The sequence below is a fragment of the Evansella sp. AB-P1 genome (assembly GCF_029688925.1).
Lineage (GTDB): Bacteria > Bacillota > Bacilli > Bacillales > Salisediminibacteriaceae > Evansella.
The window spans coordinates 20,820-41,330 of the sequence record NZ_JARUKY010000022.1 but is presented as its reverse complement, the minus strand read 5'-3'; the positions used below and the strand labels follow the sequence as shown (position 1 = coordinate 41,330).

Annotated in this window: 17 protein-coding genes; 11 read left to right on the top strand and 6 right to left on the bottom strand. The window is 33.7% G+C overall.

What is annotated here, in order from left to right:
* Window positions 1-73: 73 nt before the first annotated feature.
* From QA612_RS19040 to QA612_RS19030, 3 genes are all read left to right on the top strand, one after another.
* Window positions 74-514 (top strand): sensor histidine kinase, encoded by a 441-nt coding sequence (locus QA612_RS19040; RefSeq protein WP_278285416.1) that lies wholly within the window; start codon window positions 74-76, stop codon window positions 512-514.
* A 72-nt stretch (window positions 515-586) separates the two neighbouring features.
* Entirely contained in the window at window positions 587-871 is a 285-nt protein-coding gene (locus tag QA612_RS19035) for a hypothetical protein (RefSeq protein WP_278285415.1), read from the top strand.
* Between the two features lie 115 nt (window positions 872-986).
* Window positions 987-1,616 carry a LysE family transporter gene (locus QA612_RS19030; protein WP_278285414.1) on the top strand — a complete coding sequence of 210 codons (630 nt, stop codon included), beginning with the start codon at window positions 987-989 and terminating at the stop codon, window positions 1,614-1,616.
* Here QA612_RS19030 and QA612_RS19025 read toward each other — a convergent pair.
* Window positions 1,597-2,976 (bottom strand): amino acid permease, encoded by a 1,380-nt coding sequence (locus QA612_RS19025; protein WP_278285413.1) that lies wholly within the window; start codon window positions 2,974-2,976, stop codon window positions 1,597-1,599. The two genes, QA612_RS19030 and QA612_RS19025, sit on opposite strands and share 20 nt — an antisense overlap.
* A gap of 225 nt (window positions 2,977-3,201) precedes the next feature.
* On the opposite strand from QA612_RS19025, the gene QA612_RS19020 reads away from it, so the two are divergent.
* From QA612_RS19020 to QA612_RS19010, 3 genes are read left to right on the top strand one after another with little or no spacing between them, the layout of a single operon-like run.
* Window positions 3,202-5,523, top strand: coding sequence for a xanthine dehydrogenase family protein molybdopterin-binding subunit (locus QA612_RS19020; protein ID WP_278285412.1), 2,322 nt, complete (start codon window positions 3,202-3,204; stop codon window positions 5,521-5,523).
* On the top strand, window positions 5,520-6,353 hold the full coding sequence (locus tag QA612_RS19015) for an FAD binding domain-containing protein (RefSeq protein ID WP_278285411.1): 834 nt from the start codon (window positions 5,520-5,522) through the stop codon (window positions 6,351-6,353). The genes QA612_RS19020 and QA612_RS19015 overlap by 4 nt, the downstream gene beginning before the upstream one ends.
* A gap of 5 nt (window positions 6,354-6,358) precedes the next feature.
* Complete coding sequence (locus tag QA612_RS19010; protein ID WP_278285410.1) at window positions 6,359-6,817, top strand: (2Fe-2S)-binding protein; 459 nt, start codon at window positions 6,359-6,361, stop codon at window positions 6,815-6,817.
* A 74-nt stretch (window positions 6,818-6,891) separates the two neighbouring features.
* Here the strand turns inward: QA612_RS19010 and QA612_RS19005 are convergent, their stop codons facing one another.
* Entirely contained in the window at window positions 6,892-7,452 is a 561-nt protein-coding gene (locus QA612_RS19005; protein ID WP_278285409.1) for a GNAT family N-acetyltransferase, read from the bottom strand.
* Between the two features lie 444 nt (window positions 7,453-7,896).
* On the opposite strand from QA612_RS19005, the gene QA612_RS19000 reads away from it, so the two are divergent.
* Both QA612_RS19000 and QA612_RS18995 read left to right on the top strand, forming a co-directional pair.
* Complete coding sequence (locus QA612_RS19000; protein WP_278285408.1) at window positions 7,897-9,072, top strand: MFS transporter; 1,176 nt, start codon at window positions 7,897-7,899, stop codon at window positions 9,070-9,072.
* A gap of 113 nt (window positions 9,073-9,185) precedes the next feature.
* The gene (locus QA612_RS18995) at window positions 9,186-12,764 is read left to right on the top strand and encodes a dynamin family protein (protein ID WP_278285407.1); all 3,579 of its coding nucleotides are present in this window, start codon (window positions 9,186-9,188) and stop codon (window positions 12,762-12,764) included.
* A gap of 105 nt (window positions 12,765-12,869) precedes the next feature.
* Here QA612_RS18995 and QA612_RS18990 read toward each other — a convergent pair whose 3' ends face one another.
* Window positions 12,870-13,067: a hypothetical protein gene (locus QA612_RS18990; RefSeq protein ID WP_278285406.1), complete on the bottom strand. Its 198-nt coding sequence runs from the start codon at window positions 13,065-13,067 to the stop codon at window positions 12,870-12,872.
* Between the two features lie 379 nt (window positions 13,068-13,446).
* On the opposite strand from QA612_RS18990, the gene QA612_RS18985 reads away from it, so the two are divergent.
* Window positions 13,447-14,109 (top strand): NAD(P)H-dependent oxidoreductase, encoded by a 663-nt coding sequence (locus QA612_RS18985; protein ID WP_278285442.1) that lies wholly within the window; start codon window positions 13,447-13,449, stop codon window positions 14,107-14,109.
* A gap of 114 nt (window positions 14,110-14,223) precedes the next feature.
* Here the strand turns inward: QA612_RS18985 and QA612_RS18980 are convergent, their stop codons facing one another.
* Window positions 14,224-15,147: a 3'-5' exonuclease gene (locus QA612_RS18980; RefSeq protein WP_278285405.1), complete on the bottom strand. Its 924-nt coding sequence runs from the start codon at window positions 15,145-15,147 to the stop codon at window positions 14,224-14,226.
* Between the two features lie 110 nt (window positions 15,148-15,257).
* Between QA612_RS18980 and QA612_RS18975 the strand changes: the two genes are divergently transcribed.
* Complete coding sequence (locus QA612_RS18975; protein WP_278285404.1) at window positions 15,258-16,118, top strand: AraC family transcriptional regulator; 861 nt, start codon at window positions 15,258-15,260, stop codon at window positions 16,116-16,118.
* A gap of 115 nt (window positions 16,119-16,233) precedes the next feature.
* Here QA612_RS18975 and QA612_RS18970 read toward each other — a convergent pair whose 3' ends face one another.
* Entirely contained in the window at window positions 16,234-18,051 is a 1,818-nt protein-coding gene (locus QA612_RS18970; protein ID WP_278285403.1) for an ABC transporter ATP-binding protein, read from the bottom strand.
* 11 nt (window positions 18,052-18,062) lie between these two features.
* A complete protein-coding gene (locus QA612_RS18965) occupies window positions 18,063-19,847 on the bottom strand; it encodes an ABC transporter ATP-binding protein (protein ID WP_278285402.1) in 1,785 nt (594 codons plus the stop codon).
* A gap of 317 nt (window positions 19,848-20,164) precedes the next feature.
* Between QA612_RS18965 and QA612_RS18960 the strand changes: the two genes are divergently transcribed.
* Window positions 20,165-20,404 (top strand): DUF2249 domain-containing protein, encoded by a 240-nt coding sequence (locus QA612_RS18960; RefSeq protein WP_278285401.1) that lies wholly within the window; start codon window positions 20,165-20,167, stop codon window positions 20,402-20,404.
* Window positions 20,405-20,511 lie beyond the last annotated feature (107 nt).

Below are 20,511 nucleotides of genomic sequence, written 5' to 3'. Positions count from 1 at the left end.
ATTGATGTAATCATAAGTGAACTTCTCGTATTAGGTAAGCCTCAAGCTTTAATATTTAAGCCAGTGGATATTCATGCTTATTTCAGATGTTATTATTTTGTTCGAAGTTCAGTTAAAATCGAAAAACATTGAAGTTATTCATTATTTTCAACCTGATTTTTCATTTGTTTACGGTGATGAAAGCCAATTGAAGCAAGTATTTATAAATGTAATAAAGAACGGAAAAGAAGCAATGCCTAATGGTGGAAAGCTTCTCATTTCCACTTCCCAGACAGAAAAAAATGTTATTATCGAAATTACAGACACAGGTGAGGGCATTTCCGAAACTGTTATTAAAAAAATAGGAACTCCATTCTTTTCAACAAAGGAAAATGGAACTGGCCTTGGGATGATGATAACCAAAAAAATTATTGAAGAACATAATGGACTATTAATAATTAAAAGTGAAATAGAAAAAGGGACAGTCATTCGAATTCTCATCCCTCCTATTTCAAAAAGTAAAGGAGCAAGGTGAATGAATTGCTCCTAATTGAAAGACACTAAATCATAAATGATCACTAACGACTGCTAAGAAGGAGACGATTTCATGGAATTATTTTTCTCTCCAGAACTTATTAAAAGTGATGCACAAGTATTAAATATCATTACAAACAACAATAAAGCCGTTGGATACTTAGCGTTTCTGATGGAGGAAGAAAAAATGAAAATGTACGTGTATGGGCAATTAGAAGAGGAAGGAGTCAGGGAAGACTTTAAAGATCTAGTAAAGCCATATATACAAGGATTATTAAAAGTAAATCCAGACTTTGAAGTATATAGTTACCTATCAGTTGGCGGTACAAAGGTGGAATTTGAATCAGAAAAGGAATAAAAAACTCGCTGAGGCGAGTTTTTTATTTTATATAATTCTTCATTATTTTTTAACTAGTTGAATAAACATGTACAAGATCTCCTTGTCCCATAAAAATAAACTGGAGGATTGTTACATGCATATTTTTCTCACATATATTTTTTTAGGCTTGTCTTTAGCTGCACCAATTGGACCTGTTAATGCAGCTCAAATTGATAGAGGCATTAAAAATGGTTTTTTTCATGCTTGGCTAGTAGGATTAGGGGCTACGATTGCAGATGGTTTTTACATGCTCCTCGTATTTTTAGGTGTATACCATTTAATAGAGATTCCTTTTGTTCAATCCTTCTTATGGTTATTCGGTTTTTTTGTTCTAGTGTATACGGGTATAGAAAGCTTATCTAGTACAAACCAAATCTCATTACAAGACATGAGATCCAAAAAAGAGTCGCATTTAAAATCATTTTTAGCAGGCTTTTTTATGTCTCTGTTCAACCCTCTGACTATACTTTTTTGGCTTGGTATTTTTGGTTCTATATTAGCAAAAACGGTTACTGCATATGGAACAAGCCAAGTAATTGTATATTGCATAGCTATTTTCATTGGAATTACAGTTTGGGATATTACAATGGCTTGTCTAGCCAGCACCATGCGTAAGTTTCTTACAACAAAGCTACTTACTACTATCTCAGTATTATCTGGTTTGTCTCTCATTGGTTTTGGAGTTTACTTTGGAATCCAAGCAGCTAAAGTTTTATTTTCTTAAATAAGGAAGTAGATTCTCTTTTATTTGGATTTTTAGGTTTTTTATTCCAAAAGTGCCTCATTACAAGAGTCACGATAGCAATGACAACAATAAATAACATGCTTACATAAAATCCAGGTCTACTTGTATCGTGAAATAGTGTTCCAATGATGGCTAATAGAACAAGTGCAAACCCTGTGAAGCGCTTTATATTTTCTCCTGTTGTGAGCTTTTGTAATCTGCCGTAGGATCCAATAATGAAAAACCAATTGTACAATAACATTAATCCAGCAGCAGTCGTAAAGTATTCGTAAATGCTCCCAGGCATTACAAGGGATAAAATAATCGATATAATAACACCAGCTGTTGTTAACCCAACTGCAGGTAGAGCAATCGTATTATTTTTTATTCTTTTAGCTAAAAAGGAAGGAGCATCCTTATCTTCTGCTAATGTAACTAATATGCGTATAACAGCAAATAAGGATGCAACCATCGTTGAAAAGCCTGCAATTATAAATACTCCGTTAAAAATATGTGGTACATATGGTATGGCATAATTATTTAATGCAGTAACAAAGGGGCTATTATCCGTTGTGAAATTGTCCCATGAAACGATGATTAAAGCCAGTCCAATGGACGTAACATAAATTATCGCTAAAATAAAAAGCATTACCTTGCCTGATTTTGTTGCATCTTTCATCTCCTCTAGCCGAACTGCTAATAATCCGATTATTTCAATTCCAGCAAATCCATAAAAACCATAAATAAGTGATGGTAAAAACCCTGCTATTCCATTAGGGACGAAAGCATCATAAGTTCTAGGAATAGTCGTTTGTTCATTACCAGGACCAAATATACCAAATAAAGCTAAGGATGCCAAAATAATAAACATAACGATTGCAGCAATTTTCAATACTGCTAATAAATTTTCAATTCTGTCAAAACCTTTTGTTCCCGTTAATATGACACCAATACCTAATACTGCATAAATGCATGCAAAAACCCAAAGTTCTATTGTAGGAAACCAAAACCTAGTGAAAATTGACAATGCAGTCATTTGACTACCCATGATGAGCATTTCTGAAACCCAGTAAACCCAACCGCTGCTAAAGCCTGCCCATCGACCATAAGCTTTTTTTGCATAGGAACGAAAGGAGCCTGATTGTGGGTCGGCTATAGTCATTTTAGCTAATGATTCATAAACAAAATATGTTCCTAATGCTGCTAATACAAACGAAAAGAGAACGGAGGGGCCAGCCATAGAAATTGCAATACTAGACCCAAGAAAGAAACCCGTACCAATAGTACAGGCTACACCAAGTAACGACAGCTGCCACCATTTTAATGGCTTTTCCTTTTGTTCTGCAGGTTTCGTTTTCATTTTACAACCTCACTTTATGTTTCTTCCCCTTATTCTTCTAAAAATAGAGGTTCTTTATGTACCAACAAATATAGTTTTCTCCAATAAGTTATCTCGTTTGTATGATGTTTCGAAAATATTTGTCGACGTAAAACAGCATAAATGATGGATATTTTACCTTTTCACCAATAAGTATGATAAGTAAGGAGTATTTCTTTAAATGTATGGGAAGGTAGGGGAATACATTTGACGATCATAGGAAAAAGTGTTGTTCGGAAGGAAGCAGAGGAAAAAGTATCAGGTCGAGCAAAATATACGAATGATTACAATAGTTCATCCTTTCTTCATGGGAAAGCAGTTATTTCTACATGTGCCCATGCCAAAATAAAGGAAGTAGATACAAAAGAAGCGGAAAAATTAACAGGTGTTCGAGCTGTTTTAACAGGGACCCCTCATGTATTAACGGGGGAGGAAATTCGAGATCGCCCCCCAATTGCCTACGATAAAGTTCGGTTCCATGGTGAAGTTATTGCCGTTGTTGTAGCTGATAATCCTATAATTGCCAAACAAGGTGCCAGTTTAATAAAAGTAGATTACGAAGCACTTCCAGTTGTGAATTCACCAAGGGAAGCGATAAAAAAAGATGCTCCTCTAGTACATGAAGATGTTAGTAAATATGAAAGAGATGATGGTGCTAATCCTATACCCAAATCAAATATATCTAATTATTTCCGAATTAGAAAAGGGAATGTGAGTCATGGATGGAGTGAAAGTGATGTGCGGATAGAAATGGAATTTTCCTTTCATCCATCGGATCATATTGCAATGGAGACGAGAGCTGTAACAGCTGAGATAAAACCTAATGGTTATCTATATATCACTTCTTCATCACAAGCCCCATATATGATAAAAAAATTACTTAGCTCTTATTTTAATATAGAGGAAGGGAAAATCATCGTTAACACACCACTTGTAGGTGGTGGGTATGGAGGTAAAGCTTCTGTTCAATTAGAGATTCTTGCATACCTCGCCTCAAAGGCTGTTGGGGGACGGCCAGTTAAAATGATAAATTCAAGAGAAGAAGATATGATAACGTCTCCATGCCATGTTGGATTAGATGCAAGAATAAAGTTAGGCAGTACAAAGAACGGTTATTTAAAGGTAGCCGAAATTCAGTATTTATTCGATGGTGGCGCCTATTCTGATAAAGCAGTCCATCTTTGTCGTGCAGGTGGTGTTGATTGTACTGGGCCATATTATATTGAAAATATTTGGTGTGACTCCTATAGTGTATATACGAATCATCCTTACCCAGCACCATATCGAGGCTTTAGCCATTCAGAGGTTTTATCAGCATTTGAAAGAGCAATGGATATATTAGCGAAAAAATTACAAATAGACCCACTAGAGTTAAGAGAAAAAAATGCTATTTTACCAGGACATACAACTCCTACTCAAGTTCGCCTAAATAGTAGTACAGTCGGCAACCTACCAGAATGTATAAAACGTTTAAAGAATAGAATGAATTGGCATGAAGGTACAAGACAGGAAATAAGTGAACGTATTGTTCGACAGAAAGGAATCTCCTGTGTATGGAAAAACTCAACAATTCCAACAGATTCTAGCTCAGGTGCAATATTGACCTTTAATGAGGATGGTTCAATTAATCTGATTTCAGGTGTTGTAGAAATTGGTACGGGGACAAAAACCGTTTTAGCTCAAATGCTTGCTGAAAAATTAAAAATGAACGTTAATAACATTCATGTAAAAATGACTGTAGATACTCAAACGACTCCAGAGCATTGGAAAACAGTTGCAAGTAGAGGGACATTCATGGCAGGAAGAGCTGTATTGGCTGCTGCTGATGATGTCATTAGAAAGCTTAAAGGTATTACATCTCAAGTATTAAGGGTAAATCCAGATGATTTAGCAGTAGGGAATATGAGAGTTTTTATTAGGGAGGAACCAGAAATTGGTCTTCATTTTCATGAAATCTCTCATGGCTATACGTATCCAAATGGAAATGCCATTGGTGGCCAGATTATTGGGAGTGGTACGTATATTCAGAGTAGAATGACAAATTTGGACCCAGAAACGGGAGCAGGAAGACCTGGGCCGGAGTGGGCTGTTGGTGCGCAAGGAGTGGAGATTGAATTTGATAAACGTGACTATACGTATAAAATAATTAAAGCAGTTTCTATACTTGATGTTGGAAAAGTATTAAATTATAAAGGGGCTCGAGGGCAAGTCGTTGGAGCAATGAGTATGGGAATAGCATTTGGCGGACGCGAAACATTTATTTTTGATACAGAAGGAAGAGTGTTAAATCCCCAGTTAAGAACATATCGCCCTTTATATTATGGTGACCACCCAGAATATGTAGTAGATTTCATAGAGACACCACACCTTGATGCTCCATACGGTGCCAGAGGTGTGGGGGAGCAAGGACTTTTAGGTATGCCAGCAGCACTTGCAAATGCTTTATCGGAAGCAGCTAATGTTTCATTGCATAATCTCCCAATCACTCCTGAATTAATATGGTGGGAAAAGGAGGGGAATAAGCAATGATACCATTTCAATTTGAATATTATAAACCAACCACTGTGAAAGAGGCAGTTTCATTATATAAAACATTAGCGATAAGAGGAAAAGAGCCAATGTATTTTTCTGGTGGAACAGAAATTATTACACTAGGAAGATTAAACAATATATACACTGAAGCAGTAATTGATATTAAAGATATTAATGATTGCATGGTACAAAAATTTGATGATAAACATCTATATCTGGGTGCTGCTCTTTCACTGACACAAATAGAAAGCAATGATTTATTTCCATTGTTATCAAAGGTTTCCCGTGAGGTCGCAGACCATACGGCTAGAACGAAAATAACGTTAGGAGGAAATATATGTGGAAATATCTTTTATCGTGAAGCAGTTTTACCTTTCTTATTAGCAAATAGTACAGTTTTAATAGCTAGCGAGGATGGGATAAAAGCCTTACCAATTAATGATATTTTTAATAAAGAGCTTCAACTTGACGATGGAGAAATGCTTATTCAGCTTGTTACCGATAAAAAGTATTTAGATGCCTCACATATAGCAATAAAACGCAGAAGACAATGGGATGCTGGCTACCCAGTTATTTCAATTGCTGCATTAAAGATAGAAAATACAATACGGCTTGCAATTAGCGGACTTACAGAATATCCATTTCGTTCACAACAGCTAGAACAAATAATAAATAATCGAAGTATAACTACTGATAGTAGGATTCAATATTTCATTGAAAACGTCCCAACCCCTATTTTAAATGATACGGAAGGGTCTGATAAATATCGACAATTTGTTTTGAAAAATACATTGAAAGATATTATTTCAGAATTGGAAGGAGTGTAGTATCAATGTCTTTAATAAGTATTACATTAAAGATAAATGGGGAACTAAGGGAAACGACGATTCGTCATAGTGATACTTTGCTGTATGTATTACGTGAAAATTTGGGCTTAACCGGGGCAAAGCCAGGTTGCTTGAATGGTGATTGCGGAGCCTGCACAATAACAATCGATGGTATGCCTATGAAATCATGCCTAATGTTAGCAATTGAAGGAATTGATAAAGAGATTACTACGATAGAGGGATTAAGGAATACGACCATACAGAAAGCATTTATTGAAGAATTCGCATTTCAGTGTGGATACTGTACTCCAGGTTTTATTATGAATTGTGAGGCTTTAATAAACCATCACCCAGATGCGACAGATGAAAAAATAAAAGAATGGTTAAAATCCAATATATGTAGGTGCACTGGATATGAAGAGATAGAAAAGGCTGTAAAATCCGCATTATATGAGAATAGATAATCAGTTTAAAATGCTTTAATGTAAAAAAACTACGGTGCAATTCCCGTAGTTTTTCATATTTCTCAAACTATTCATTATGCTTCTTTAAGGTGTTCTCTTTCATTAGACGCAACTGTAGCACGCATGGAGTGAAGTGTGAAGTAATCCTTCGAAACCTCAAAAAGGTTATATTGATCAATTCCATTATTAATCTCTAAATAAAGGGATTGGTGTATTTCGTTCGCTAACGTTGCATACGGTAGTTTTCGTACAGCATTATTAGAACGTTTATTTTCGACTCTAATCTTTAAAAATACTCGTTCAATGTTTAAGTCATAAAATAATTCATTAAAAAATGCGTCTTTGGCTAAGTTATTATAGCCCTTACCATGAAATGGTTTTCCAAGCCATGTTCCTAAAAAGCCAGCTTGTTGTTGTATATCAAATAAATTAATTGTCCCGATAGGAGAACCCCATTCATCTACTATTGTACGACTGATTAAATTTCCTTGTTCTTCCTCTTCTATTATCTGCTTTGTTAAAAATAAATACTCATCATATGAATATGCTTTTTGACGAACAAAAGGGAAGACGTCTGGGTGCACCATTAGTTCGTATAAAGCCTGACAATCCTGCATTTCTCTTTTCTTCAGCATTCTATTCCCTCCACAATGAGGGCAGACCAATCCATAGGGATCCACCCTCGAAATTTTTTAACGTACAAAAATTTCGGGGTGGGAATCGAACCCACTAGAACCAGGTAATGCTGGTGGCGCACCATTTGCCTTCCCATAAACAACCTATAAAAATAGGTTGTTTAAGCTTTTTATTTAGTTTTAATTGTTTAAGATATTATTGGGAACATCTTTTTATCATGGTTCATATAAAATGATGCTACAGTAATTTAATGTTATCCTTTACGTATAATACAAGATTTTTATCAAAAAGAAAACTGTTTTTTTAAGTAAGAATTTATATGTTTTTTCTATTGATGTCTAGGAGTCAGGATGTCGATATTACGCCGTTGCCTATAGGACGTAGGCTGTACTTAGGCGTAATTGGGGCGCCTTGTGCTTTTCTTACTAAAGGAGTTATAAATTATGGTGCGAATTGGGTTATTTTATTTTACGTTGTTTTTCTCCTTTTCTGTTGTGATTATGTATGTTCCCCTTTATCTCCAAAGTCAAGGCTTAGGAAAGGACCAAATTGGATTGATTGTTGCAATGGGTTCTATTATATCCGTTATTGGCCAGCCTTTTTGGGGTTTTGTAAGTGATAAAATTAAGTCGACGAGAACAGTATTATTGTTTGTAATGATTTTTTCGTTGTTAACTAGTAGCTTGTTTTTTTCTGCTAATACATTTATTTTAATCATTTTTCTTTATACATTTTTTATGTTTTTTATGACTTCTAGCGGACCGTTAACAGATAGTATAGCCATGCAATTTGCTACAGATCATAATAAAAACTACGGAGTACTTCGATCTTGTGGGACGGTAGGTGTTGGTACCTCCTCTTTTATATTAGGAATTATCATTGGCATAGTTGGGATCCAATATATTGGTTGGATGTATGGCATTATTATGATTGTAGCTATTCCTCTTGTTTTTCTTCTATATGATAAACGGAGAGGAGGAAAAAACCAGGCACCAATTTCTATATCTTCCGTAAAAATTATAGTAAAGAATAAAAAGTATTTATGGATGGTATTTATAACCTTTATTTTACTTATCACACACAAAATGAATGATAGTTTATTTTCTATTTACTTAACGGAGGTAGGAGGAAGGGAATCACAAGTTGGTCTTGCTTGGATGATTGCTACTTTTTCCTCCGTACCTGCCTTTGTTTTAACAGGAATGCTTATTAAGCGTTATCATGAAATAGGACTCGTAGCAATTGCAGCATTTCTTTTTTCTATACGCTGGTTTTTGTACGGCTACTTTGATGACCCTCAAATACTAATTTATTTACAAGGGATGCAAGGAATAACTTTTCCTTTTTTATTTGTTGCAGCCTTCACATATGTAACAAAGCAATTACCGAAGGAACTGTTAGCTACAGGACAGCTAATGTTTATGGCTTCTACTATGGGAATGGGTGGCTTAATAGGTAGTGCTGGTGGCGGTTGGTATATGGAGCATTTTTCACCTCAAGGAGCTTATCTGTTATGTGGAATTATCACATTGTTTGGTTGTTTGTTAGCTTCTGTTACTTATGTTTATTTAATGAGAAAAGACAGACGAGAGAAATCTAAAATTCAAATGGAAAATTAACAGGACTACAAGTTTTTAATAGAATTTTCATCGATCGAAGAATTTGGAAATGTAAAATACTTTTCATTATTTTGATATTTGTTATAGTAGAAAGTACAGAGGTGATGAGTAAAGTGACTGTATTAAAAGAACAAGTACATATTGATAGTGAGATATCTTTATTAGAAGACGAAAGAAACCGTTTCAGGAAAATAAATGAAAAAAGTAATTCCAATACATTTGAAATAGCCTTTAGTGGACATTTCTCTTCAGGTAAATCAACAATCATTAACACGTTATTAGGAGCAAATATATTACCTACTAGTCCTATACCAACGAGTGCAAATATTATTAATATAACAAATGGTGAATTAGGCTTAAGCATTATTAAAAGAGGAGTTGAAAATAGTTGGAACCAAGAGATTCCTTGGAATAAAGTAAGAGAGTGGGGGATGGACGGACAAGAGATATCGAATATATCCATCAAAGCTCCTCTCCCGTTTTTAGGAGAAAATAGCTCCATCTTGGATACACCTGGTGTTGATTCAACAGATGAATCACATGAAGCTGTTACAGTGGAGCAGTTATACACGACGGATGTAATCGTTTATGTTATGGATTACAACCATGTTCAATCAGAAACAAACTTATATTTTTTGAAACAACTGTCTTTAGAAAAAAAGACAATCTATATTGTCATTAATCAAATAGATAAGCACAACGAGGAAGAAATACCCTTTTCAAAATTCAAGCAATCCATACTTGATGTATTTAATCAATGGGATATTCATATTCATAAAATTTATTTTACAACGATGAAAGAAAAAACACATCCTCACAATCAATACGTACAATTTGAAAGAGAAATAAAGTCTCTTTTATTTAATAATGAACAGCTCCTTCAGAGTTCGCAGCTTCGTCTAGAGCAAGGGTTTTATCAAATTGTTCAGCAACGAATTACCGAGGAAGAACGGGAGAAAAAAGACGAAGTTGTTGCTAATATGGAAAGTGAAGGATTAGATTTTTCTTTATTAAAAGAGCAAGAAGAGTTAAAAAAAGAACTTGAATCATTAAAAAATTATAAAACAAACATTAGAAAAGAATATACAGAAGAGCTTGGCGGATTATTTAAGAATGTAACTCTTTTTCCTTATACGACAACAGAACTAACAAGAAACTGGATCGAAAGTATTCAACCTGGTTTCAAGGTAGGTTTTTTGTTTTCTAAGAAAAAAACGGAGGAAGAACAAGAAAGACGATTACAGCTGGTTGTAAATGAGCTGCAAAATAAAATAAAAACCCAATTATTATTTCATTTACAAACGTATTTTCAAAAAATAGATCGGTCCCATCTTACAAATGTAAGTGAATTTGAAGAAGCTATAAATAAGCTTACTTTTACGGTGTCGGCTTCATGGTTAAAGGAACGTGTGAAGTCAAATATAACGAATAGGGATTACGTGTACACCTTTACAAAGGAAATAACCTCAATCATTGTTAAGGAAATAGAAAATAAAGGGAAAGTCGTGCTAGATCAACAAATAGCTGGTTTGGAGGAGAATGTAAAACAAAATATTATTAGAATTGAAGAACGTTTACAGAAGCTAAAAGCAGTAGAAGATTACTCGACAGAATTAAATGACATTGAAAAAAGGTATAAAAGGCAAAAAGAAAAGATTGAGGATATTATTAATAAATTCCCACCAGACACATATTACCGAGAATTATTAGAACAGGCTGGCCAAAAATCATATCCAGACGTAGAAAAGAAAAAGTCAATGAATATTCAGCTACCGACAGAAAGTGTCATTGATGCGGAAAAGATCATTGAAGATAAAGAGGAACCTGTTACATTTGATGAAGAAGGAACTGGTCATTGGCTTCAATCAATAAACGAGATATTACTTTCGAATAGGCAACAAGCTATGCTGTATGATGATCGTAACAGCATTATTGAACGAATAAAGCGATATAGTGAAAGAGAGTTTGTTATTTCGTTATTTGGTGCTTTTAGTGCTGGTAAATCAAGCTTTGCAAATGCGTTAATAGGTGAAAATATTCTTCCTGTATCACCAAATCCAACTACAGCAACGGTGAACATCATCCAAAGGGGAAATGAAAAGAATCCTCACGGTACAGCTAGAATATCTTTAAAATCGAATGAAATGCTAAATGATGAAGTAAAATCATTAAGTGAACAACTTGGGATAAATTTAGACCTTTATAATCTAACTAGTTGGAAGCCTTTAAAAGAAAAGAATTTATCAAGCTGGCAAAGAACGTGTAGCCAATATTTAGTTACATTAAAAGAAAGTTTAACTTCAACCGAATGGAACTTAGGGAATGAATTTATTGTAGATCTTGTAGATGTAAATGAAATAATTACGAATGAAAAAAAAGCAAGCCTAGTGAGTGAGGTCAATATTTATTATAATTGTCCAGTCACAGAAAGTGGCATTATATTAGTAGATACTCCAGGGGTTAATTCTATACATGGAAGGCATACAAATGTTGCTTTTCAACAGCTTAGAAAGTCTGATGCAATTTTTTATTTGACCTATTACAATCACTCCTTTTCAAAAGCAGATCAATATTTTTTACAGCAAATAGGGAAGGTCAATGAGAGCTTTCAGAATGATAAGTTATATTTTATTATAAATGCTTCTGATTTAGCAGGAAGTATTGGGGAATTAAATGGTGTCAAAAAGCATGTGAGAGATCAATTAATAAGTAATGGAATTATGAAGCCACGACTTTACGACCTATCGAGTAGAGATGGACTAGTAGCTAAAAAGGAAGGTACCATTCAAGAAACGTCCTTTGGGAAATTTGAACACTCCTTTTACAAAGACACCATTTTGCAATTGAAAATGTTAAGTGTCAATCTAATCACTGATGAACTTCGTCATTATGTTAATAAAATTGGTGATAGTATAACTCTGATGAGTAGATCAGAGGAAGAGCAACAAGAAAATTATTTACAGCTTAAACGAACGGTAGAGGAACAGATTTCTAAAGTCAATGAATCATCACTACAATATCTAGACAGAGATGTTCAAAATGATTTAGAGCAATTAAGTACGTATTTAAAGGAACGTATGACCTACGTATTAAATGATTATTTCACCACAGCGATTAATGTAGCAGTGATGACTAGTGATAATAAAAAAGAGCTATTTAAACAATTTGAAAATGGTGTGAATGAGTGGAAGCATTTTGGTGATCAATTTCTTAAACAAGAAATTGAAGGGAATTTGATTCGTATTGAACAAATATTAGTAACGCGCTTAGAAAAATGGATGGGAGAAAAATTACATTTGATTAGGAAGTTTCTTCCTTATGTTTCATGTGAGACAAAGGTTGAGATGACAGCTGATTCTTTTAAAATCCAATACCCAAAACTACAAATAGAAACAGAAATATATCGAAACGAAGTAAAGTCTAAGAAAGATTTTTTTGAACAAGGGAAAGTGAAAGTGGTGAAGGAAAAGCTAGTTTTTAACGGTAGTAAAGATGCAGCAAGGGTTATTTCTCTATGTACAGAATTGATATTAAAACAGCTTGATGAAAAGCTCAGAACTATGGAAACGGAGCTTAAAAATAGGCTAATTCAAGCAATACATGAAGAAGTGAATCGTTTTAAGTCTTTGACAGATCCTGATCAAAAAGCTACTTTAGAGCAGGAATTTAAGAAATTAGCAAAGAAAGTTTAATTAAAAGAGTAAAAAATTGTATGGAAGGTATCCTTAAAATTTTATTAAGGATACCTTCCATTATTCGTAATAGCCTCCAGAATTAATAGGATGGATTTATCCTTATTAGCTATTACGCATTTGATTAATGGCGTTTTGTACTGGCTCCATTATGTTATTATTCGTTGCATTTCCATTATTACTATTGCTATTATTACGGCCGCGCATCATTCCATAGGCAGCAGCCCCAATACCTATACCAACTAATGACATCATTAATCCATTTTTATTATTGTTTCTTTTTTTCATACCAAACATATCCATTTTAGTCGCCCTCCTTTTGAATGTTGGAAAAACAAAATGTTGCTCCAAACATTATTAGGTTTAGACAGAAAGGTATTTTTATGTGAGGAGATCATTACCACAAATAGAAAAACAATAGATGATGAAACATATGAATAAAGCTAAATTTTTGATAAATAAAGTTGTTTATGACAAAATTGTATTGTGTGATTGACTTCACATATCCAATATTAATTTAAATTGGTATCCCTTTTTCTCAGAATGAAGATAATCACGTTATAACAGAGCTCATCATGATTATTACAATATTATTTTCAGTGATGACCAATACTTCTGAGCTAAGGGAATGCTCAGATAATTTTACAATGGGGTGTTTGTGTTGGATAGGAAAAAGAAGGAAATGAGAAAAGAAGAGATTATAGAGACCTTTAAATTTAGACATGCAACAAAAGAATTTAATCCAAATAAGAAAGTAAAAGAAGATGATTTCAAATTCATTTTAGAGACTGGAAGACTGTCTCCTAGTTCAATTGGTATCGAACCATGGAAGTTCCTTGTTATTGAGAATCCTGATTTGAAAGATAAGCTACATAAAGTAACATGGGGAGGAAAGGGACAGATTCCAACTGCCAGTTATTTCGTCATTATTTTAGCACGAACAATTAAGGATGTTAAATATGATTCGCAATATATTAAGAAGCATATGTTAGATGTTAAGGGATTTCCACCTGAATTGCTGGGGAAAATACAAGAAAGGTACAAGTCCTTTCAAGAGAATGATTTACATTTGTTAGAAAGCGAACGTACAATCTTTGATTGGTCAATTAAGCAAACATATATTGCATTAGCGAATATGATGACAGCAGCAGCCCAGATAGGAATTGATTCATGCCCAATAGAAGGGTTTGATTATGACGCTGTACATACCATCCTAGATGAAGAAGGCCTATTAGAAAATGGTCATCTTGATATATCGGTAATGGTGACCTTCGGATACAGAGTGAAGGAACCGCGCCCTAAAACAAGAAAGCCATTTAATGAAATTGTAGAATGGATTAAATGAAAAGATTTGCTCTTACACCCCTTTCGTCATGATGGTACGAAAGGGTTTATCCAATGATACATAACCACCTTTTGAATTAATATACTATGTACGAAGGAAGATAATAATCATCCTTCACAAAACTTCGTTTAGAGGAGAAAGAATACTTTCATCCAATATCATAATTTTAGAGGAGTAGCTGGAATGTTCATGATAAGATACTAGTAAATCGTGATAAAATTCTACTAAATACTTAATCTTTTCCACATTTTCATTAGAAAAAAGACCAGATCTATTAATTAAGATATTTTCATATTTTCTTACCATTTGTTTTGTTTTCTTAATCATTTTATAAGCATCTTTTAAATGATAAAACTCTTTTAAGTTTTCTTTAAATTGACTCATATCTTTCTGTAATGCGTTTGCTACTTTTCGATTTATAAGTTTAGGTTCATCTGGAACATTTTCAAAGATAAATTGTTTAAGCATTATTTTGTCTGTTCTCAATGGTTCATGTAAAAACGTTAAATAAATTCGAAGTGTATTATACGCATCATGCATTGGATTATGAGCATCACCAATAAAGGAAAGTCCATACAATTGCAAAGCGTTTTCAACGGAAGGGTTATTTTTTGATACTCGTTTTGTAAAAATAGCTTGGAAATCGATATACCTTTTTTCAATTTTGTTTATTGTAGTAAATGGAATATCATTACTTTCACTGTCAATTTTGAGACGAGTTAAATCACTTGATGACCAAGAAAAAAAGCGTGATCGTTTTATTCCTCCAACCCATGTTAGAAAGTCTTCAAAAACATGTTTAAATTCATCTGCATTTATGAGATCACAATCCTTAATTCCAGTAAGTTCTTTGCAAAAGCTTGATAACGGTTTCTTGCTTTGTGGTTTAATAAAGCGATCAAAATACATCGTAGTATTTGAACGGATGTCATATTTAACTGCACCAAGACGTATGCCTTCCATCTTTTCGTATGGCATTCCTCGATCAGAACATAACATTTCAAAATCAAAGAAAATATATTGTTTTACGTCAGTCATGCCTAACCTCCTTTCCAACATTACATTATAAATGAAATTAATTTATAAAAAAAGGACCAATTTATTCCACAACTTGCAGAAAATATATGACAATATAAGGGTGATAAAAGATGATAAAGCCTGGAGAAGTTATGTCTAAGTTAAATCGTTTCGTTTTTTCTATTTCATTAGTAGGCTATAAGCAATGTATACCTACAAAACAGTTCCATACGTGGGAGCATTCATTCCATTCTATTTGGATTATTGCAAAGGGGAAAGGAGAGCTTATTATTGATGGGACAAATTATCCTGTGGAGCCAGGTAAACTATTTTTCTTAAAGCCAAATATGGAGTGTGAACGATATTCTGATTCGAAAGAACCACTTGAATACTTTTTTGTTCGTTTTACATATGCTATTGCTCATGTTGAAAGGGAAAATTGGAAGCTAGAAAAGGGAGAGAATGTTGAATTTCCCTTATCAGGTATGTATAAATTACAAAACCCTCCACAAGTAATAAACCTATTTGAACAAATTTATTACTTAAGAAAACGAAGGGGGGCGATCGTTGCTATGAAAAGGAAGCTCTTATTCAATGAACTTCTATTAACTATCATACAAGACTTCCGTTCACAGAAAGTTACTGGTAATACAACAAATGCCATTGATACGACAATTGAATATCTTATATCTCACTATAATGAAAAAATTACTGTTCATTCCTTAGCACAGCAGGCAGGTATGAGTGTAAGTCACTACTCCCGTTTATTTAAAAAGTTTATTGGATATAGTCCAATGGATTACTTAAGACATGTAAGAATGGACCGTGCAAAAGAATTAATTGTTTTATCTGAATATAAATTAAAAGCAATTGCGCAAAGTGTAGGTTATCATGATGAATTTTATTTTAGTCGAACATTTAAAAAGGTTGTAGGAATGTCTCCAACGGAATTTGCAAAGAGGCATAGAACAAAGAGAGTGACGAAAAAGTAGAGGCTTCCCAAATTCAGTTATCTATGGGAGAAATAATAAACCACCATTGCTACTTTTTATGCAATGGTGGTTACTTTTGTAAGGTAATAATAGGAGCTTCTAGGTAACCCTTTTCTTATGATGAGGAGTAACTCATATTCTTAGTATCTATAGCTTCCTTGTTTTGTAATTCATATAGGTGATGGTAAATTCCTCTTTGCTTTAGTAGTTCTTCGTGATTTCCAGTTTCACGAATCTCTCCTTTATCCATTACAATGATGTTATCAGCATGTTTAATAGTAGATAGTCTATGGGCAACTATAATTGTCGTTCGACCATGTGATAAATAATGAAGGGCTTGTTGAACAAGTTCTTCCGTTTCTGTGTCTATGTTTGCTGTAGCTTCATCTAATATAAGGACGTCAGGGTCAAATGCTAATGCTCTTAAGAAGGAAATGAGTTGTTTTTGACCGCTAGATAAAGTAACACCTTGTTCTCCTAACAATGTTTGGTAGCCTTTAGGTAAACTAGATATAAAATCATGAATTCCGATTGACTTTGCTAGTTTAATAATCTCTTCTTCAGAAATGTGTTCATGATGAAGACGAATATTATACAATACATCCCCTGTAAAAATGAATGGATCTTGTTGTATGACTCCAATTCTACGTCGTACATCCTCTACTTTAACTTGTTTTATATCGTAACCATCAATAAAAATAGTTCCTTTTTGAATATCATAAAAACGATTAATTAAATTAATAATAGAGCTTTTACCAGCTCCAGTAGCACCTACAAATCCTACAGTCTCTCCAGAATTTATTTGAAAGCTAATATCTTTCAAAACATACTCATCAGGCTGATATGCAAATGAAACGTTATGAAATTGGATCTTTCCATCAATTTTATTTGGAAAGTTTTTTGCGTTAGGACTATCATTAATTTGAGGTTTTTCATCTAACATATCAAAGATTCTTTCAGAGGATGCCATGGCGGTTTGAATTTGATTATACTTATCAGCAATCGCCATCAATGGTTGGAAAAATTGACGTATATAGTGAGTAAAAGCATATACAACTCCGAACGTTAACGCACTATCCATAACCCCTCTTCCCCCATACCAAATGATGATCGCTAACGCAATATTACCTAGAAAACCAATGGCAGGGTTAAAAATGGAATTTAAAATGGTGCCTCTCATTCCTGCACGGTAATGTTCATTGTTAAGATGATCGAATTGGTGAAGTTGTTTCCTTTCCCGTGTGAAAAATTGAATAATTCCAATGCCATTTAGATTCTCTGCGAGGTTAGAATTGAGACGTGACAGCAATAGTCTTGTATACCGGTGTGCATCTCGAATTAATCTTTTATAATAAAATACAAGGATTACGAGAATTGGTATTACGGTAAAGCTTAATAGAGTAAGCTCTACACTCATTTGTAATAAAATAAAAACTATACCAATTAAAATTAATACTTCTTTTACTAAATTAACAATTACTTGAGAATAAAGTTGATTCAATGCTTCTGTATCATGGGTAACTCTCGTTACAATTCTTCCAACAGGATTACGATCAAAAAATTGCATGTGCATACTTGCTAAATGACGAAATATCTTTTGTCGAATGTCAAAGATAATAGACTGTCCAGTAAACTGAAGTAATTTTTCTTGAAGATAAGTCATAGATGAGGTTAAGAAAATTGTAAATAAGAATAGTACTCCAATCATAACAAAGCCTTGGAAGCTTTCTTCAACAGATGTTTGTACTGTCAAGTAATCATCGATAGCAACTTTAATTAAGTACGGCTGTGCTAGATTAGCCACGACGAATATGGAAGCTAAAAAAAAGGCGAGTAATATTTTTTTCCAATATGGTTTCGCAAAAACTAATAACTTAGTAATAAGTTTTCGATCAACTACATTTACGAGCTGTTTCTCTTTATGAATATTCATCTATCTACCACCTACATCCTTTTTATGGAGATTTCTTTACGTTGATTACCAACGATTCTGTTGTGACCGAATGTTTGTTTTTCATACATTCTTCGGTAAATCCCCTTTTGTTTAATTAAGGTAGCGTGAGTTCCACGTTCTACAATTTCTCCATCATTCATCACAATGATTTGGTCTGCATGTTTGATAGATGAAATTCGATGACTCACAATGATGGTCGTTCGTCCATCCATTTTTTGTTTTAATCCTTTTAAAATTTTTTCCTCTGTTTGAGCATCTACTGCCGATAAGCTATCGTCAAAGATTAAAATGGGAGCATTTTTTAATAACGACCTTGCAATACTAATTCGTTGTCTCTGTCCCCCTGATAAGGAAATACCTCTTTCACCTAAAGGTGTTCGAAACTCCTGAGGAAAATCAATAATATTATCATAAACTTGTGCTAGTTTTGCAGCCTCTGTTACGTCTTCGTCACCATAGTAACCTGGATTAAAAGCAATGTTTTTCTTAATATCAGATGAAAATAAAAAGTTTTCTTGTGGAACAATTCCTACGGACTTTCTAAGAGTTTGTAGTGGGATTTGAAAAATATCGTTCCCATCAATAAAAATAGATCCCCTAGGTGGATTATACGTTCTCAATAAAAGGTTAATTAATGTAGTTTTACCACTACCGACTCTCCCCACAATAGCCAAGCTACTTCCTTTAGGAACAGTTAAATCAATATTACGTAATGTTGTTTCTTCACTATCTGGATACGAGAATGATAAATTCTCAATTTGAATATCTCCCTGAACTTCAATATCTTCTAGAACCTCATCTTTGTTATCTTGAACCTCTGATTGAATATTGAAAATCGTTCGAAGACGATGGTTTGATGCCCAGCCTCTTTGCAGAATATTGATAACTTTTCCTAAGTTTTCTACTGGTTGAATAAGCAAGGACAAATAAGTATTAAAAGCAACGAATTCTCCAAGTGAGATGGTTCCATTCATGACGAGGAGACCGCCAAAAAAGATAGATAATAAATAGCTTAATCCTACAATTGCCATACTGGCAGAGATGAACATTGAGTTAGTCAAGATAAGATGTTGATTTGCTTTTACGTTTTTATTATTTTCTGCTTCAAATTTTTTCTTTTCATTCTTTTCTTGACTATACGTTTTAACAACGCGTATACCGGAACAAAACTCTTGCACAGTACTAGTTAGATGGCTAATAGCCTCTTGTACATTCTTGGAACGTTTTTGAATTTGAAATCGGAATTTATAAGCTAAAAAAGTTAATCCTGGTAAGGGAAGTATTACCACCAAAGTAAGCCATGGATTAATTGTTGTTCCCATCATGGTCACGGCTATAGTAATGAGAATAACCACTTCAATAGAAAGAAATATCCCCCCCATTGCTACCTCTCGAATAACATTCACATCGTTAATAGCATGAGACATAAGATCGCCGATACGTTGTTTATTGTAGTATTGCAAAGGAAGTTTTAACCAATGGGAAAAAAGTCGTCTCCTCACCTTTTTTTCAAGTATTCTTGATAATCGAAAGATGTAAATTCGACTGATGGAACGAAAAAATGCGATGCCGAGGCCTACGAGAACAACACTTATTGTTAGTTGAAGTAAAAGAGAATTATTTAATGTTCCATCTTCTGCACTGTCGGCAAAAGATTCTAGAAATACTGGGATTTGTAATTGAAGAATACAGGAGATGGACAATAATATCACGCCTAAAATGTATTGCCATTTATGTTTTATTATATGATTTTTTACAATTGATCCTGATTCCAAAAGCAATTCCTCCTATTTTCAAACAATTTTTAATGTTTGTAAAATAACGATATATTTATTTAGGCTATTTAACCATGGATTAATATATCAGTTTACATGGATAATCCTGCTATTCTTATAAGAGAAGGTTAAGAAAAACAATATAGAATAAGTTCGAGTGTAGCTAAAATCTTTGTCTTTTCATTTATGTTAATAAAAGAAGGTTTGAAATTTCCTATTATGGTGTTCTACCTCACAACCTCAAATTAGGATATACGATACGATAGTCATAGATTATAAGAATAATAACTTTTGAAAAAGTTAGGGAGGAAACTAATATGGCAGAAAGAAAAATAGTTCAACAACTTCATGCACCAGACATTGAACCTCGTCTTCGTCACCCAAAAATATTTGAGGTGTTTGATGGATTACAGACTGGAGAATCATTACAATTAACAAACGATCATGATCCACGTCCATTACAATACCAATTCATGATTGAACGAGAAGGATTATTCGAATGGGATTATCTAGAAGAAGGCCCAAAGCAATGGTGTGTTGTAATCGAAAAAAAATAAATTAACGAATATGCAAATGGAAGGATGTCTCAAAAAGTTGGATTTATCAATCCTCTTTAAGAGATATCTTTTTTTTCGATACTAGAATTTATAAATTTTTTCTAACG